The 15,305-nt window shown below is 71.3% G+C and carries 17 protein-coding genes and 1 pseudogene; 13 read left to right on the forward strand and 5 right to left on the reverse strand.

The window, feature by feature from the left end; translation table 11 throughout:
- Window positions 1-122: 122 nt before the first annotated feature.
- Window positions 123-1,544: a benzaldehyde dehydrogenase gene (locus Dvina_RS10150; protein WP_223102206.1), complete on the forward strand. Its 1,422-nt coding sequence runs from the start codon at window positions 123-125 to the stop codon at window positions 1,542-1,544.
- A 147-nt stretch (window positions 1,545-1,691) separates the two neighbouring features.
- Here Dvina_RS10150 and Dvina_RS10155 read toward each other — a convergent pair whose 3' ends face one another.
- The gene (locus tag Dvina_RS10155) at window positions 1,692-2,006 is read right to left on the reverse strand and encodes a hypothetical protein (protein ID WP_223102207.1); all 315 of its coding nucleotides are present in this window, start codon (window positions 2,004-2,006) and stop codon (window positions 1,692-1,694) included.
- A 158-nt stretch (window positions 2,007-2,164) separates the two neighbouring features.
- Between Dvina_RS10155 and Dvina_RS10160 the strand changes: the two genes are divergently transcribed.
- Entirely contained in the window at window positions 2,165-2,896 is a 732-nt protein-coding gene (locus Dvina_RS10160; RefSeq protein ID WP_223102208.1) for a DUF4184 family protein, read from the forward strand.
- A complete protein-coding gene (locus tag Dvina_RS10165; protein ID WP_246656127.1) occupies window positions 2,850-3,395 on the forward strand; it encodes a GNAT family N-acetyltransferase in 546 nt (181 codons plus the stop codon). Before Dvina_RS10160 ends, Dvina_RS10165 begins: the two co-directional genes overlap by 47 nt.
- On the opposite strand, the gene Dvina_RS10170 is transcribed toward Dvina_RS10165, so the two are convergent.
- The gene (locus Dvina_RS10170; protein WP_223102209.1) at window positions 3,347-4,267 is read right to left on the reverse strand and encodes a COX15/CtaA family protein; all 921 of its coding nucleotides are present in this window, start codon (window positions 4,265-4,267) and stop codon (window positions 3,347-3,349) included. The genes Dvina_RS10165 and Dvina_RS10170 overlap by 49 nt on opposite strands.
- A 169-nt stretch (window positions 4,268-4,436) precedes the next feature.
- On the opposite strand from Dvina_RS10170, the gene Dvina_RS10175 reads away from it, so the two are divergent.
- The 8 genes and pseudogenes from Dvina_RS10175 to Dvina_RS10210 form a co-directional block, all read left to right on the forward strand.
- Window positions 4,437-5,120, forward strand: a complete 684-nt coding sequence (locus tag Dvina_RS10175) for a helix-turn-helix transcriptional regulator (RefSeq protein ID WP_223105435.1) — start codon at window positions 4,437-4,439, stop codon at window positions 5,118-5,120.
- Window positions 5,117-6,523: a Fe-S cluster assembly protein SufB gene (gene sufB / locus Dvina_RS10180; protein WP_223102210.1), complete on the forward strand. Its 1,407-nt coding sequence runs from the start codon at window positions 5,117-5,119 to the stop codon at window positions 6,521-6,523. Before Dvina_RS10175 ends, sufB begins: the two co-directional genes overlap by 4 nt.
- The gene (sufD, locus tag Dvina_RS10185; protein WP_223102211.1) at window positions 6,520-7,659 is read left to right on the forward strand and encodes a Fe-S cluster assembly protein SufD; all 1,140 of its coding nucleotides are present in this window, start codon (window positions 6,520-6,522) and stop codon (window positions 7,657-7,659) included. Before sufB ends, sufD begins: the two co-directional genes overlap by 4 nt.
- Window positions 7,659-7,985: a non-heme iron oxygenase ferredoxin subunit gene (locus Dvina_RS10190; protein WP_223102212.1), complete on the forward strand. Its 327-nt coding sequence runs from the start codon at window positions 7,659-7,661 to the stop codon at window positions 7,983-7,985. The genes sufD and Dvina_RS10190 overlap by 1 nt, the downstream gene beginning before the upstream one ends.
- A complete protein-coding gene (gene sufC, locus Dvina_RS10195) occupies window positions 7,982-8,755 on the forward strand; it encodes a Fe-S cluster assembly ATPase SufC (protein WP_223102213.1) in 774 nt (257 codons plus the stop codon). The genes Dvina_RS10190 and sufC overlap by 4 nt, the downstream gene beginning before the upstream one ends.
- Window positions 8,756-8,765: 10 nt before the next feature.
- Entirely contained in the window at window positions 8,766-10,028 is a 1,263-nt protein-coding gene (locus Dvina_RS10200) for a cysteine desulfurase (protein WP_223102214.1), read from the forward strand.
- A complete protein-coding gene (sufU, locus tag Dvina_RS10205; protein ID WP_223102215.1) occupies window positions 10,028-10,495 on the forward strand; it encodes a Fe-S cluster assembly sulfur transfer protein SufU in 468 nt (155 codons plus the stop codon). Before Dvina_RS10200 ends, sufU begins: the two co-directional genes overlap by 1 nt.
- Before the next feature lie 2 nt (window positions 10,496-10,497).
- Window positions 10,498-10,821 (forward strand): annotated as a pseudogene (locus Dvina_RS10210) (metal-sulfur cluster assembly factor); the annotation flags it as partial.
- Window positions 10,822-11,009: 188 nt separating this feature from the next.
- Here the strand turns inward: Dvina_RS10210 and Dvina_RS10215 are convergent.
- Entirely contained in the window at window positions 11,010-12,086 is a 1,077-nt protein-coding gene (locus Dvina_RS10215) for a saccharopine dehydrogenase family protein (RefSeq protein ID WP_223102217.1), read from the reverse strand.
- Window positions 12,087-12,188: 102 nt separating this feature from the next.
- Between Dvina_RS10215 and Dvina_RS10220 the strand changes: the two genes are divergently transcribed.
- The gene (locus Dvina_RS10220) at window positions 12,189-12,749 is read left to right on the forward strand and encodes a TetR/AcrR family transcriptional regulator (RefSeq protein ID WP_223102218.1); all 561 of its coding nucleotides are present in this window, start codon (window positions 12,189-12,191) and stop codon (window positions 12,747-12,749) included.
- A gap of 153 nt (window positions 12,750-12,902) precedes the next feature.
- Entirely contained in the window at window positions 12,903-13,535 is a 633-nt protein-coding gene (locus Dvina_RS10225) for a LysE family transporter (protein WP_223102219.1), read from the forward strand.
- On the opposite strand, the gene Dvina_RS10230 is transcribed toward Dvina_RS10225, so the two are convergent.
- Window positions 13,516-14,196: a DNA alkylation repair protein gene (locus tag Dvina_RS10230; RefSeq protein ID WP_223102220.1), complete on the reverse strand. Its 681-nt coding sequence runs from the start codon at window positions 14,194-14,196 to the stop codon at window positions 13,516-13,518. The genes Dvina_RS10225 and Dvina_RS10230 overlap by 20 nt on opposite strands.
- Window positions 14,193-15,137: a KPN_02809 family neutral zinc metallopeptidase gene (gene ypfJ / locus Dvina_RS10235; RefSeq protein WP_223102221.1), complete on the reverse strand. Its 945-nt coding sequence runs from the start codon at window positions 15,135-15,137 to the stop codon at window positions 14,193-14,195. The genes Dvina_RS10230 and ypfJ overlap by 4 nt, the downstream gene beginning before the upstream one ends.
- Between the last annotated feature and the right edge of the window lie 168 nt (window positions 15,138-15,305).

Here is a 15,305-nt window from a genome sequence, read left to right on the forward strand (position 1 = left end):
CATGTCGGCGCCGGAGCTTGCGGAGGTGTTGGCGTGAGCGGTACGGAGCGAAGCGGAGTGGCCGCGATCCGGCAAGCGCAGGGTTGGGTCAGGTCGGCGCCGGAGCCTGCGGAGGTGTCGGCATGACCTTTCTCGTCGACGCACCGCTCGGGGCCGGGACCCGGGACGTCATCGAGCCGGCGACCGGGGCCGTGCTCGGCACTGTCGGGCTGGCCGCGCCGAGTGACGTGGCCCCGGCCGCCGCGGCCGCGGCCAGGGCGCAGCGGGAGTGGGCGGCCGCCTCGTTCGAGGAGCGGGCGGGGGTACTGCGCCGCGCGGGCGCGCTGTTCGAGACGCGGGCCAAGGACGTGGAGGAGTGGCTGGTCCGCGAGGCCGGCTCGATCCCGCCCAAGGCCGGCGTGGAGACGCACGTGGCCGCGCAGGAGTGCTACGAGGCCGCCGCCCTGGCCGCTCGCCCGCTCGGTGAGATCCTGCCCAGCGCGCTGCCCCGCCTGAGCCTGGCCCGGCGGTCACCGGTGGGCGTGGTCGGGGTCATCGCGCCGTTCAACTTCCCGCTGATCCTGGCCATCCGCGCGGTGGCGCCGGCGCTGGCCGTCGGCAACGCCGTGGTCCTCAAGCCCGACCCCCGCACCGCTGTCGGCGGCGGGTTCGCGATCGCCGCGATCCTGCGAGAAGCCGGGCTGCCGGAGGGTGTACTTCACGTGCTCCCCGGCTTCGCGGACGTGGGCGCGGCCCTGGTCGAGGACCCCACCGTGCGCGTCATCGCCTTCACCGGCTCGACGGCGGCCGGGCGGAAGGTGGCCGAGCTCGCCGGGCGCCACCTCAAGCGGGTGCACCTGGAGCTCGGCGGCAACTCGGCGCTCATCGTGCTGCCCGACGCCGACCTGGACCGGGCCGTCTCCGCCGGAGCCTGGGGCGCGTACCTGCACGCCGGGCAGATCTGCATGACCACCGGGCGTCACCTGGTGCACGAGTCCATCGCCGACGAGTACGTCGCCCGCCTCGCCGCGCACGCCGAGGCCCTGCCCGTCGGCGACCCGCACACGGAGCAGGTGGCGCTCGGGCCGCTCATCGACGAGGGGCAGCGGGACAAGGTGCACGCGCTCGTCACCGCGACCGTGGACGGGGGCGCGCGGCTGGTGGCGGGCGGGCGGTACGACCGGCTGTTCTACCGCCCGACGGTGCTCGACGCCGTGCCGACCGGCGCGCCGGCCTACGCGAACGAGGTCTTCGGGCCGGTCGCGCCGGTGGTGCGCTTCGCCACCGAGGAGGAGGCGGTCGCGCTGGCCGCCGACTCGGAGCTCGGGCTGTCGCTGGGCATCCTGACCGGCGACGCGATGCGCGGGCTGGCCCTGGCCGAGCGGATCTCGACCGGGATCGTGCACATCAACGACCAGACCGTGAACGACGAGGCGGTCGCCCCGTTCGGGGGCGTGCGCGACTCCGGCACCGGGGCGAGGGCCGGCGGGTCGGGCAATATCGACGCCTATACGGATCTGCGCTGGATCACGATGCGCGGATCGATTCCGCAGTATCCGTTCTAGCGGCCCGATACCGCGGCGCCCCTGCGTCGGTCGGCGCCGAAGCCGGCGCCGACCGACTGCGTCTCTTCGGTGCAGGTATGTGTCGCCTGACAGCCGGCGCCGACCGACTGCGTCTCTTCGGTGCAGGCATGTCGCCCGACAGTGTGGCTACAGGAAGTCCGTGAACCCCGGACGGAAGCGGTCGTCCGGCTTCCCGATTGTGGTGAACGCGAGCCCACCCCGGGGTTCGACGCCGGGCAGATGTTCGATCATGCGATCGTGCTCAATCACACACGACAATGCCTGCGTCAGGTCGGACTCGAGCTGGTGGACCGCCTCGTCGAGGTCCTCCTCCCGCCGTGACCAGTCGATATCTGCCTCCCGCAGCTGCTGGCCGGCCAGTTTTGCAATGGCCTGCGGATCGGTGACCGCAACCTCCAGGCGGCAGTAGATCTGCATGATGAGCGGTTCCGTGAGCCCCATTGCAAGAGAATTGCACATGCTCCATACCGCACCATAGAAAGTGCAGATGAATTTACAACTTGGCAATGAGAGGTAGCCCTGGCGGTTATGGGTGAAAGATTCGTGGTGATCCCGTGGAGGCGGCGCTCGAAGCCGATCGCGGCGGGCAGCATCGGGCCGTGCCTTCGACGCTGCCGACCCACCCTCTCGCGGTCCTGCCGCTGAAGCTCTGGAAGCCCCGCTGGTTCGACGGGGTCGCCCTGGCCACCGGCGCATGCGCGCCCGACTTCGCCTACGCCCTCGACGGGCCCGGCATCCTCATCCCCAGCCACACGATCGCGGCCCTGTTCTGGTGGAGCCTGCCGACGGCCGTCGTCGTCGCGCAGCTGTGCCGATGGGGCGCGCCGGCCGTCGCCGCCAACCTGCCGCCGTGGTTCCACGTCCGCGACTTCGGCGTGCTCGGCCGGGTGCGGCACCGCTGGTGGATCACCGCGTCCTCGGCGCTGCTGGGCGCGGTCAGCCACCTGCTGTGGGACCTGGTCACCCACCCCGGGCCGGTCGCCGCCTGGTGGCCGATCCGCGAGGCCAGCGACGCCGCGGCCGTCGTCCTGATGCCTGTCTTCTTCCTGTACGTCGCGGTGCGGCGCAAGCTGCGCGAGTGGCACGGGGAGCCGCCGGCGCTCACGGCGCGCCCGGGGCGGTTCTGGGGTGCGACGGCCGCGGTGCTCGGCGCCGGGTGCGCGCTCACGCTGGCGCTCGGTGATCGCGAGTACTACACCGGGCACGTGCACGTCTTCCTGGTCCGGCTCATGGTCGCCGGGGCGCTGGCGCTGCTGGCCGGAGCGCTCGCCGTACAGTCGCAGCGTGCTGACGACCGAGCGCCTCGTGCTGCGGCCCTTTCGCGCCGCTGATGCCCCTGTGCTGTCCGCTTACCGGTCGGATCCGGCGATCGCGCGGTACCAGGGCTGGGACGCGCCCTTCGCGTTGGCGGCGGCCGAAGCCTTCGTGGCCGGGCTGGACGGGCGCGATCCGCGGGCCGAGGGATGGTTCCAGTACGCCGTCGAGCGTGCGGCCGACGGCGTGCTGCTCGGCGACGTCGGCGTCAACCGGCACGACGAGGGGCGGCAGGCCGAGATCGGGTTCACGCTGGCCGCCGGGCACCACGGGCGGGGCTACGGGGCCGAGGCCGTGCGCCGGGTCGTGCACTTCCTGCTGGCCGAGGAGGGGCTGCACCGGGTGCACGCCTCGGTCGACGGGCGCAACGGCCCGTCGGCCCGGCTGCTGGAGCGGGTCGGCTTCCGCCGCGAGGGTCTGGAGCTGCAGAGCCAGTGGTGGAAGGGGGAGTGGACCGACGACCTGCGCTACGCCGTGCTGGCCAGCGAGTGGTCCTCGGTCCGGGCCGGCTCCTGAGCGCTCGCGGCCGTCACCCGGGCCAGGAGGTTCAGCGTCGCCGTCCACACCAGGCAGGCGCCGAGCATGTGCAGGATGACGACGGGCCAGGGCAGGCCGGTGAAGTACTGCACGAACCCGACGACGCCCTGCGCCAGCTCGACGGCCACCAGGATCGCCGCCGCCCGCGTGACCCGCAGCGGTGCCCCGAGCGCGCGCAGGCCGAACCACATGGCCACGGAGAGCCCGACGAGCACGAAGACCACGTCGGTGTGCAGCTGCGACACCGACTCCGGATCGAACCCGGTGCGCGCGGCCTTGCTGTCACCGGAGTGCGGTCCACTGCCGGTGACGACCGTGCCCAGGACGAGTACCCCCGCGGAGATCACGGTGATGAGCACGCCGGCGCTGCGCATCGCCCGCGGCGCCGTCCACCGCGGCGACGCTTCGCGCGTGCGGTCCCACAGCGCGTAGGCCAGGGCGATGAGCACCATGGACAGCAGGAAGTGGGCCATCACGGTCCACGGGTTGAGCGCCATGCGCACCGTGATGCCGCCGAGAATCGCCTGCGCCGCGACCCCGGCGAGCACCAGCAGCGCCGGCCGCAGCGCGGTCCGCTGCCGCCACGCGGCGGCCAGGGCCAGGATGGCGAGCACGCTCACGACGCTCGTGAGCGTCCGGTTGCCGAACTCGATGAGCCCGCGGTTGCCCATCTCGGCCGTCGTGACGTACGAGTCGTCGGTGCACCGCGGCCACGTCGGGCACCCGAGCCCGGACCCGGTCAGCCGCACGAGCCCACCGGTGCAGACGATGCCGATGTTGGCCACGAGCGACGCGAGCGCCGCCCCCCGCAGCGTCCCGGGCCGCTCCAGCCACGCCTTGAGCCAGTTCACGGGGCCCGATACTACGCCTCGCTATATATCGGGTCCCCAACGGGAGCCGCGGAGTTTGGTTAGGTTTACCTTTCGTGCGGTGGATCACCCGGGCGGTGGTTTGCCGTGGGTTCGCGATTTACGTAACGTTGGTGTTGTGAAAAACGTGGAGACGGCTGCTGCGCTCGACATGCGCACCCGCGACCGCGTTTCCGAGCTGCTGCTGCAAGGTGCCGCGACCGCGACCGAGCTCGGGCAGATTCTCGGGCTGAGCCCGGCCGGCGTACGTCGCCACCTCGACGCCATGCAGGCCGACGGGCTCGTCGAGTGCCGGGAGCGGCTCGAGCGCGGACCGCGCGGGCGGGGCCGGCCGGCGCGGGAGTTCCTGCTGACCGCGGCCGCGCGCGAGACGTTGCCGCACACCTACGACGGCCTGGCCTCCTCCGCGCTGCGCTGGATCGCCGAGCACGGCGGGCCGGCGGAGGTCGCCGCGTTCGCCGCCGCCCAGGTGGAGGGGCTGGAGGAGCGCTGCAAGGCGGCCATGGCCGAGGCCGGGTCCGACCCGCTCGCCCGGGCCGAGGCGCTCGCCCGGGCCCTGACCGCCGAGGGTTACGCTGCCGGCGCGACGGCGATCGCCACCGGCGGGCAGCTGTGTCAGCACCACTGCCCGGTGGCCCACGTGGCCGCGGAGTTCTCCCAGCTGTGCGAGGCCGAGACCCAGGTGATCTCGCGTCTCGTCGGCACGCACGTCCAGCGGCTCGCCACCATCGCCAATGGCGACGGCGTCTGCACCACCCACATACCGGCGACCCATCATGTTTCAGCTCCAGGTCAGACCGGAGCCCGTCCAAGTAGGCAAAGGATCGTGAGATGACGACTGCCGATCAGCTGGCCGGTCTCGGCCGGTACGAGTACGGCTGGGCCGACTCCGACTCCGCGGGGTCCTCGGCCCGCCGCGGCCTGAACGAGGACGTCGTGCGCGACATCTCGGCGAAGAAATCCGAGCCCGAGTGGATGCTCGACCTGCGGCTCAAGGGCCTGCGCCTGTTCGGCCGCAAGCCGATGCCGGCCTGGGGTGCCGACCTGTCGCACATCGACTTCGACAACATCAAGTACTTCGTCCGCTCGACCGAGAAGCAGGCGGCGAGCTGGGACGAGCTGCCCGAGGACATCAAGAACACGTACGACAAGCTGGGCATCCCCGAGGCCGAGAAGCAGCGGCTCATCGCGGGTGTGGCGGCGCAGTACGAGTCCGAGGTCGTGTACCACAAGATCCGTGAGGACCTCGAGGAGCAGGGCGTCGTCTTCCTCGACACCGACACCGCGCTCAAGGAGCACGAGGAGCTCTTCAAGGAGTACTTCGGCACCGTCATCCCGGTCGGGGACAACAAGTTCGCCGCGCTCAACACCTCGGTCTGGTCCGGCGGCAGCTTCATCTACGTGCCGAAGGGCGTGCAGGTGGAGATCCCGCTGCAGGCGTACTTCCGGATCAACACCGAGAACATGGGCCAGTTCGAGCGCACGCTGATCATCGTCGACGAGGGTGCCTACGTGCACTACGTCGAGGGCTGCACCGCGCCGATCTACTCGTCGGACTCGCTGCACTCCGCCGTGGTCGAGATCGTCGTGAAGAAGAACGCGCGCTGCCGGTACACCACCATCCAGAACTGGTCGACAAACGTCTACAACCTGGTCACCAAGCGCGCCGTCTGCCACGAGGGCGCGACGATGGAGTGGATCGACGGCAACCTGGGCTCCAAGGTCACGATGAAGTACCCGGCCGTGTACATGACCGGCGAGCACGCCAAGGGCGAGGTCCTCAGCGTCGCCATGGCCGGCGAGGGCCAGCACCAGGACGCCGGGGCCAAGATGGTCCACGCCGCCCCGCACACGTCCTCGACCATCGTGTCGAAGTCGATCGCCCGTGGCGGCGGCCGCACCTCGTACCGCGGCCTCGTGCAGGTCCTGGAGGGCTCGCACCACTCGAAGTCGACTGTCAAGTGCGACGCGCTGCTCGTCGACACGATCTCGCGCTCGGACACCTACCCGTACGTCGACATCCGCGAGGACGACGTCTCGATGGGCCACGAGGCCACGGTGTCGAAGATCAGCGACGACCAGCTGTTCTACCTGATGTCGCGCGGCCTCACCGAGGACGAGGCCATGGCGATGATCGTGCGCGGCTTCATCGAGCCGATCGCCAAGGAACTGCCCATGGAGTACGCGTTGGAGCTCAACCGGCTCATCGAGCTGCAGATGGAGGGCGCAGTCGGATGACCGCCCCTGCACTTGTCCCCCCGAAGACCCGGGCGCAGCAGGTCCGAAGCTTCGACGTCAACGACTTCCCGGTGCTCACCGGCCGGGAGGAGGAGTGGCGCTTCACGCCGCTCAAGCGTCTTCGCGGGCTCGACGCCTCGGTCTCGACGATCTCGGTCGCTCCGAAGATCTCCGTCTCCGAGCTTCCGGCCGGCGTCACCGTCTCGACCATCGACCGCAGCGATCCGCGAGTCGGCTCGGCGCTGACGCCGTTCGACCGGATCAGCGCGCTGGCGGCCGGCTCGGCCACGGAGGCGCTGCTCATCGCCGTGTCCGCCGATGCGATTCTCGACGAGCCGGCGGTGGTACGGCTGGTCGGTGATTCGGTCGACGCCTCGTTCGGCCACACTGTGGTGGAGGTGGGCCGGTTCGCCGAGGCCGTCGTGGTGCTCGAGCAGACCGGAACTGTCACCCTGGCCGACAACGTCGAGGTGCTCGTCGCCGACGGCGCGAAGCTGACGTTCGTCACCGTCACGGACTGGGCCGCGGACGCCGTCCAGGCCCAGCACGTGCGCTTCCGCATCGGCCGCGACGCCAGGGTCACGCACGTCCAGGTGACCCTCGGCGGCGACCTGGTGCGGCAGTACACGAGCGTCGACTACACCGGCCGCGGCGGCGAGATCGAGGCCTACGGGCTGTACTTCGCCGACGCCGGCCAGCACCTCGAGCACCGCCTCCTCGTCGACCACTCGGTGCCGGACTGCCGCAGCTACGTCGCCTACCGCGGCGCGCTGCAGGGCGCCGACGCGCACACGGTGTGGGTCGGCGACGTGCTCATCCGCGCGGAGGCGACGGGCACCGACACATACGAGATCAACCGGAACCTGGTGCTGACCGACGGCGCCCGGGCCGACTCGGTGCCCAACCTCGAGATCGAGACGGGCGAGGTCGCCGGGGCCGGGCACGCGTCGGCCACCGGCCGCTTCGACGACGAGCAGCTGTTCTACCTGATGTCCCGGGGCATCCCGGACGAGCAGGCCCGCCGGCTCGTCGTGCGCGGCTTCTTCCACGAGCTGCTCGCGAAGATCCCGGTCGAGGAGCTGCGCGACCGCCTCGGCGCGGCCATCGAGGCCCGGCTGAACGAGGCCGGCGCCTGATGATGCGTGTGTGCCCGGCGGCCCAAGTTGCCAAGGGTGAGGTCGTGCAGGTCACCGTCGAGGGGACCGAGATCGCGCTCGTCCACGCCGACGACGGCAACTTCTACGCCGCCCGCGACGAGTGCTCGCACGCGGCTGTCGCGCTGAGCGAGGGCGAGGTCGAGGGCTGCACCCTGGAGTGCTGGCTGCACGGCTCGCGCTTCGACCTGCGCACCGGCGCCCCCAGCGGGCTGCCCGCCACCGAGCCGGTCCCGGTCTACCCGGTCGAGGTTCGCGACGGCGACGTCTACATCGACCTGAACCCGAGCAACGGAGTTGTCAAGTGAGCGAGCTTTCGATCAGCAACCTGCAGGTCTCGGTCAAGCTGCCCGACGGTGAGCTCAAGCCGATCCTCGCCGGCGTCGACCTGACCGTCCGGGCGGGGGAGACCCACGCCATCATGGGCCCCAACGGCTCCGGCAAGTCGACGCTCGCCTACTCGATCGCGGGCCACCCGCGCTACGAGGTCACCGGCGGCTCGGTGACCCTCGACGGCCAGGACGTGCTGGCGATGAGCGTCGACGAGCGGGCCCGGGCCGGGCTGTTCCTGGCCATGCAGTACCCGGTCGAGGTGCCCGGCGTGTCGGTGGCCAACTTCCTGCGGACCGCCAAGACCGCCATCGACGGCGAGGCGCCGAAGCTGCGCACGTGGGCCGGCGAGCTGCGCGGGGCCATGGAGAAGCTGCAGATGGACCCGGCGTTCGCCCAGCGCAACGTCAACGAGGGCTTCTCCGGCGGCGAGAAGAAGCGCCACGAGATCATGCAGCTCGAGCTGCTCAAGCCGAAGATCGCGATCCTCGACGAGACCGACTCCGGCCTCGACATCGACGCCCTGCGCATCGTGAGCGAGGGCGTCAACCGGGTGCGCGAGCAGGGCGACACCGGCCTGCTGCTCATCACGCACTACACGCGGATTCTGCGGTACATCAAGCCGGACTACGTGCACGTCTTCGTCGGCGGCCGGATCGTCGAGGCGGGCGGCTCGGAGCTGGCCGAGCAGCTGGAGACGACCGGTTACGAGCGCTACCTCGCCGGTGCCGGCCCGGCCTCGCTGTAAGGGGTTTCACATGACCGCCCTGGACGTCGAGTCGCTCCGCAAGGACTTCCCGATCCTCGACCGCACCGTCAACGGCAAGCCGCTGGTGTACCTCGACTCGGGCAACACCTCCCAGAAGCCGCGCCAGGTGATCGACGCCGTGCGGGAGCACTACGAGCGGCACAACGCCAACGTGGCCCGCTCCGTGCACACGCTCGGCACCGAGTCGACGGAGGCATACGAGGGGGCGCGCGAGCGGATCGCCGCCTTCATCGGGGCCCCGTCGCCGACCGAGCTCGTGTTCACGAAGAACTCGACCGAGGCCATCAACCTGGTCGCGCACTCGTTCGGCGCGGGCTCCGCCCTGGGCGGGACCGACGACCCGCGCTTCCGCCTCGGCCCCGGCGACGAGATCGTCGTGACCGAGATGGAGCACCACTCGAACATCGTGCCGTGGCAGCTGCTCGCGCGGCGCACCGGCGCGACACTGCGCTGGTTCGGCCTGACCGACGAGGGCCGCCTGGACCTGTCGAACATCGACGACCTGATCAACGAGCGCACGAAGCTCGTCGCGGTCGTGCACTACTCCAACATCCTGGGCACGATCAACCCGGTCGAGCTGCTCATCGCCAGGGCCCACGCGGTCGGCGCGCTGGTCCTGCTCGACGGCTCCCAGTCCGTCCCGCACGTCCCGGTCGACGTGGCCGCGCTCGGCGCCGACTTCGTGGCCTTCACCGGCCACAAGATGCTCGGCCCGACCGGCATCGGGGCGCTCTGGGCCCGCTACGAGCTGCTCGACGCCATGCCCCCGTTCCTCGGCGGCGGCTCGATGATCGAGACGGTGTCCATGACCGGCACGACGTTCATGCCGCCGCCGGCCCGCTTCGAGGCCGGCACCCCGCCGATCGCCCAGGCCGTCGGTCTGGGCGCGGCGGTGGACTACCTGGTCGACGTCGGCATGCCGAACGTGGTGGCGCACGAGAAGCTGCTCACCGCGTACGCGTTGGACGCGCTCGGGTCGTTGGGGTACATCCGGATCATCGGCCCTTCCGACACGGTGGACCGGGGCGCGACCATCTCGTTCACCGTCGACGGGGTCCACCCCCACGACGTGGGGCAGATCCTCGACGACGAGGGCGTGCAGGTCCGGGTCGGCCACCACTGCGCCCGCCCCACGTGCGTCCGCTTCGGCGTGCCGGCCACGACCCGGGCGTCGTTCTACCTGTACACGACCACCGAGGAGATCGACGCCCTCGTCCGCGGGGTCGAGCGGGTCCGGAAGGTCTTCGCCTGATGCAGATCGACCAGCTGTACCAGGAGATCATCCTGGACCACTACAAGCACCCGCACGGCCGTGGCCTGCGCGAGCCGTTCGACGCCGAGGCGCACCACGTCAACCCGACGTGCGGCGACGAGGTCACCCTGCGCGTGCTGCTGAAGGCCGGCAGCGTCGCCGACGTGTCCTACGAGGGCATGGGCTGCTCCATCAGCCAGGCGGCGGCGAGCGTCCTCTACGACCTGGTGAAGGGCGCGACGGTCACCGACTCCCAGCGCCGCCAGGAGGCGTTTGCCGAGCTCATGGCCGGCCGTGGCCAGGTCGAGCCGGACGAGGCGGTGCTGGAGGACGCGGTGGCGTTCGCGGGCGTGGCCAAGTATCCGGCGCGCGTGAAGTGTGCCCTGCTGCCCTGGATGGCCTACAAGGACGCCCTGGCCCGGGCGTCCGCTGATTCTGATTCTGGTGCATCTGAGGAGAAGGCATGACAGCCGCGCTGGCCGACATCGAAGAGGCGATGAAGGACGTCGTCGACCCCGAGCTGGGCATCAACGTCGTCGATCTGGGCCTCGTGTACGGCATCCACGTCGACGAGGAAGAGAACATCGCCACCCTGGACATGACCCTGACGTCGGCGGCCTGCCCGCTGACCGAGGAGATCGAGGACCAGGCCCGCAGCGCCCTCTGCACGGGCCCGGGCGGCGGCCTGGTCTCCGACATCCGCATCAACTGGGTCTGGCTCCCGCCGTGGGGCCCGGACAAGATCACCGACGAGGGCCGCGACCAGCTGCGCGCGCTGGGCTTCAACGTCTAGCCCGCTCACCCCCTCCACTCCACTCCGCCCCGCCACCGCCTGCCGGTCGGCGGGGCGTCGTGCTCCCGCGATCCGCCGATATGTCGGGCGCTCACGCGCCACGCGAGCGCTCGACATATCGGACTTATCGCCTGACGGGGTATTCGGGCCGGTAGTCCCCACCGCGTGCTATGTCGGTTCTGGCGGCGCTACTCGCCGACGATCTGGTACTCGCCCCCGCACGCCTCGGCGAGGGTCGGGCCGAACAGCGCCGCCGGCGTGTACGCGCCCGGCTTCCCGGCCCCGTCGAGCAGGAGGCGGACCACCTCGGCCGGGACCGTGCCCGTCCAGAGCTGCGCCTCGCCGACGCGCAGCCAGCCCTCGCGGACGCTGCCGTCGGCCCAGTGGGCGACCGCGTGGCCCCAGGAGTGCTCGCGGGGCTTCGGCCTGGGCTTTGTCGACACGGCGGCCAGGCGGCGGCGGGCGAACGAGCGGACCGGGCCGAGCGCCAGCAGGGCCGTCGCCACCGGCAGCACCGCGCGGGCCACGGGCGACGCCGGGGCCTCGCTCGACGCCGACACGACGTCGGGTGCGCCGCTGGCCCGCTGGGCCGCCATCAGCTCGCCCAGCGGCATGCCCGCCGTGGTGACGCTCGAGCCGTCGGGCAGGACCAGGTGCAGGGGCTCGGCGGCGAGGCGGGCGGGGACGAGGCGGCCGGAGCGGTACCGGCGGCCCTGGAACCGCCCGCCGCCCGCGAGCCCCGGCAGGCCCTCCACGATCGTGCCGGCCAGCGCGTCGCCGACCACGCCGCCCTCGCCGGCCAGGGACGGCACCATGTCGACCCGGACCCGCAGCGGCGCCGGCCGGCCCTCACAGAGCTTCACCACGACGCTTTCGGTGGCGGTCACGCCGAACCCCGCGCCGGTGACGGCGGTGCGCCCGGCGGACGCGAACGCCGGGCCCCGCTCGAGCGTGGCCGCCACCGCCGCCAGGTCGTTGGCCAGGTCCAGGTAGTGGGTGTGCGGCAGGCACGCGTCGAGCAGCGGCCCGGCCGTCTCGATGAACGGGCCGATGGTGTTGACGACCACGGCGGGCCGCTCGCGGCGGATGGCGTCGGCCGTCGCCGGCACCGAGCCCGCCACCACGGTGCGCGCCCCGTCCGCCGCCGCCCGCAGCCGCTCCGCGTCGCGCCCGACAAGCACCGGCTCGATACCCCGGTGCCGCAGCTCGCCGGCGATCGCGCGCCCGCTGCGGCCGGTACCGCCCAGAATCCACACCTCAGTCATGGCACAGCTCCGCCCTGGTGCAGCGCTCGTCCCGATGACGACACGCAATGTCATCACCATACTGCCGACGACACGCAATGTCATCACCGCTACACTTGGGAAATGGCCCGATGGCGACCCGACGCTCGCGAGCGCCTGCAGCAGGCGGCGATGGAGCTGTTCGCCGAGCAGGGTTTCGCGGCGACGACGGTGCCGGCGATCACCGCGCGGGCCGGCCTGACGACCCGGACATTCTTCCGCCACTTCGCGGACAAGCGCGAGGTCCTGTTCGCCGACGAGGCCGAGATCCCGGCGTTCGCGGCGAAGCTCATCGCCGAGGCCCCGGAGGGCCGGCCGCTCGCGATGATCCTGGGCGGCCTGCGGGCGGTGGCCGAGGCGCACTTCGAGGGCCGCAAGCCGGCGCTGCGCCGGCGCCGGGCGATCGTGGCGTCCGACCCGGGCCTGCGCGAGCGCGACCTGCACAAGCGGGCGGTGCTGGCCGAGGTGACGCGGGAGGGCTTCAAGGCGCAGGGGCTCGACGCGGTGCGGGCAGGGCTGCTGGCGGAGACGGCGGTGACCCTGATGTACGTCTCCGTCAGCGAATGGCTCGACACCGACGACGACCGCAGGCTCGTCGACATCATCGACGCCGCTCTTGCGACCCTGCGCGCCGAGCTGCAGTAGATAAATCGCTGGCCGGGCGGTGCCGGCGGGCGGCATCATCTGGCGCATGAGTCGACGCCCGGGATTGTCGTTGCTGGAAACCGTTGCCCTCGGCGATGGGGTCGAGCGACAGCAGTCCGGCTCTCTGACGGAGGCGAGCCGCCGGCCCCGGTCATGAGCGCGGTGGTCCTGAGCGGACTCCTCGCCGGATACGCCGTGGCCGTCCCGGTCGGGGCGATCGGGGCGCTCATCGTCACCCTCGCCTCGCGGCACTCGTGGAAGGTCGGGGCCGCGGCGGCGCTCGGGGTGGCTACCGCCGACGGGCTCTACGCCGTCATCGCCGTGCTCGGGGGCGCGGCCCTCGCCGGGGTCATCGCGCCCGTCTCCGGGGTGCTGCGGTGGGTGGCGTTCGGAGTGCTGCTGGTGCTCGCGGGCAAGATGGCGTGGGATGCGCTGCGGCATCGGCGGGAGGCGGCCACCGCGCGCAATGCCGACGGCCGGATGGCCAGACCGCTCGGAGCCTATGTGAGCCTGCTGGGCCTCACCCTGCTGAACCCCGCGACGATTGTGTACTTCGGGTCCCTGGTCCTGGGCCGACGAGCCGACGAGGGCCAGCCGGCCGCGGCCGCGGCGGTCTGGGTGGCGGCGGCGTTCGTGGCCTCGGCCAGCTGGCAGCTGTTCCTCGCCGGCGGTGGGACGCTGCTCGGGCGGCTGCTCACCGGGGCGCGGGGACGGCTGTGGACGGCGCTCGGCTCCAGCGCGGTCATCGCCGCCCTGGCCGTCAGCCTCATCGTGTCAGGTGCTTGAGCGCCTCGCGGGCCGACAGCGCGGACAGGCCGGGGTGGGTGTCCACAAAGGACCTCACCCGGGCCGGGTCCGTCTTCGCGTACTCCCGCAGGGCCCACCCGATGCCCTTGCGGATGAAGAAGTCCGGCTCGGTCTGCCAGCGCTCGCAGTAGTCGAACAGGCGGTCGGCGTCGGTGCGGGTGCGGTACTTGAGCTGGTGCAGGATCGCCGTGCGCACCAGCCACAGGTCGGTGCCCGGCTCGGTCCAGGCGTCCATTGTGGACACCAGGGGCGGGAAGGCGGTCACCAGCGGACCGACCACACTGGACGCCAGCGCGTCGACCGTGTCCCACCACGACTTCGTAGTGATGAGCTCGCGCAGGACGGGCACGGCCGCCGGTGACAGCAGCCGGACGTGGCGGATCAGGTAGTCGCAGGCGAAGTACTGGTACTCCCGCTCCGGCAGCGCCCAGCACGCGCGGGCCACGGCCAGCACGTCCGGCTCGGCGGTGGGGCGGGCGGCCTCTCGCAGTACACCCACTGTCAACTGGCGGCGGGCGACGCTCTGGATCCCCAGGAACTCGAAGCGCTCCCGCATGTATGCGCGCATCGGCGCGGCCAGTCCGGGGTCGGCGGCCGCGCCGAAGGCGTGCTGTAGGTGCTCGACGAGGTCGACTGTCACAGGCTGTTGGTGCTGAAGGTGTCGCACTGGCGCGGGTCGCCGGTGCTGAACCCCTGCGTGAACCACTTCTTGCGCTGGGCCGACGTGCCGTGGGTGAAGCCGTCCGGGTTGACCTTCTGCCCGGCCTTCTTCTGAATCGTGTCGTCGCCGATCGCCTCGGCCGTCTGGATGGCCTCGTCGATGTCCTGCTGGGTGATCGACTTGAACAGGGCGTCGCCCTGCGGGTCCTTCGTCTCGGTCGCGTGGTTGGCCCAGGTGCCGGCGTAGCAGTCGGCCTGCAGCTCCAGGCGGACCGACCCCGAGTTGGCGCCCTGCTGCCCGCCCTGCTCGGCCTTGGCGTTGGTGCCGAGCAGGTTCTGGATGTGGTGGCCGTACTCGTGGGCCAGCACGTACGGCGCCGCGAACTCGCCGGACGCGCCGAAGCGGCTGTTGAGCTCGTTGTAGAAGGTCAGGTCGATGTACACCATGCTGTCGGCCGGGCAGTAGAACGGCCCGACGCCGGAGTCGGCCGCGCCGCAGCCGGTGTTGACCTGGTTGCTGAAGAAGTTGGTCTTGGCCTGCGTGTACTGCTTGCCGAACGCGGCCGGCATCTCGGTCTTCCAGTACGCCTGGACCGAGTTGATGTAGAGCACGTTGCGGCAGTCGGCGTTCTTGAAGCGGTCCTTGTTCGACTTGTCACACGACTTGTCGATGTTCGCGTTGTCGGCCTTGTTGTCGCCGCCGCCCCCGCCGAGCAGGCCGCTGCCGAACAGGCCACCGCCGCCGCAGAGGACCACGGCCAGGATGATCACCGTGATGATGATCCCGCCCTTGCCGCCCCCCATCGGGATCGGGATCCCGCCGAGGCCGCCTCCGCCGAAGCCGCCACCTCCACCGCCACCCGACCCGCGCAGGTCGTTGACCTGGCTGGTGTCGAGATCGGCGTCGTCGTTGAACTCCATGGGTCCACCTCGGGGGTAAGTCGGAATCGACCGGTATCTGGTGCGCACGTACCCGTTGATCTTGTGACGTAATCGTGTGGCGGAGCGCCCCGGGTCGCAAGGTAGACTATCGGCGTGATCACGCAGAGGGAGTGACCCCAGTACGACACCTGGAGTCCGTCTTCGTCC

Source organism: Dactylosporangium vinaceum (assembly GCF_019904175.1).
GTDB classification, from domain to species: Bacteria; Actinomycetota; Actinomycetes; order Mycobacteriales; family Micromonosporaceae; genus Dactylosporangium; species Dactylosporangium vinaceum.

What these genes read in the sequence shown, in the direction of transcription:
- Dvina_RS10150 (WP_223102206.1), top strand. Translation starts at nt 123, where the DNA reads ATGACCTTTCTCGTCGACGCACCGCTCGGGGCCGGGACCCGGGACGTC.
- Dvina_RS10155 (WP_223102207.1), bottom strand. Translation starts at nt 2,006, where the DNA reads ATGGGGCTCACGGAACCGCTCATCATGCAGATCTACTGCCGCCTGGAG.
- Dvina_RS10175 (WP_223105435.1), top strand. Translation starts at nt 4,437, where the DNA reads ATGCGCACCCGCGACCGCGTTTCCGAGCTGCTGCTGCAAGGTGCCGCG.
- sufB (WP_223102210.1), top strand. Translation starts at nt 5,117, where the DNA reads ATGACGACTGCCGATCAGCTGGCCGGTCTCGGCCGGTACGAGTACGGC.
- sufD (WP_223102211.1), top strand. Translation starts at nt 6,520, where the DNA reads ATGACCGCCCCTGCACTTGTCCCCCCGAAGACCCGGGCGCAGCAGGTC.
- Dvina_RS10190 (WP_223102212.1), top strand. Translation starts at nt 7,659, where the DNA reads ATGATGCGTGTGTGCCCGGCGGCCCAAGTTGCCAAGGGTGAGGTCGTG.
- Dvina_RS10200 (WP_223102214.1), top strand. Translation starts at nt 8,766, where the DNA reads ATGACCGCCCTGGACGTCGAGTCGCTCCGCAAGGACTTCCCGATCCTC.
- sufU (WP_223102215.1), top strand. Translation starts at nt 10,028, where the DNA reads ATGCAGATCGACCAGCTGTACCAGGAGATCATCCTGGACCACTACAAG.
- Dvina_RS10215 (WP_223102217.1), bottom strand. Translation starts at nt 12,086, where the DNA reads ATGACTGAGGTGTGGATTCTGGGCGGTACCGGCCGCAGCGGGCGCGCG.
- Dvina_RS10220 (WP_223102218.1), top strand. Translation starts at nt 12,189, where the DNA reads ATGGCCCGATGGCGACCCGACGCTCGCGAGCGCCTGCAGCAGGCGGCG.
- Dvina_RS10225 (WP_223102219.1), top strand. Translation starts at nt 12,903, where the DNA reads ATGAGCGCGGTGGTCCTGAGCGGACTCCTCGCCGGATACGCCGTGGCC.
- ypfJ (WP_223102221.1), bottom strand. Translation starts at nt 15,137, where the DNA reads ATGGAGTTCAACGACGACGCCGATCTCGACACCAGCCAGGTCAACGAC.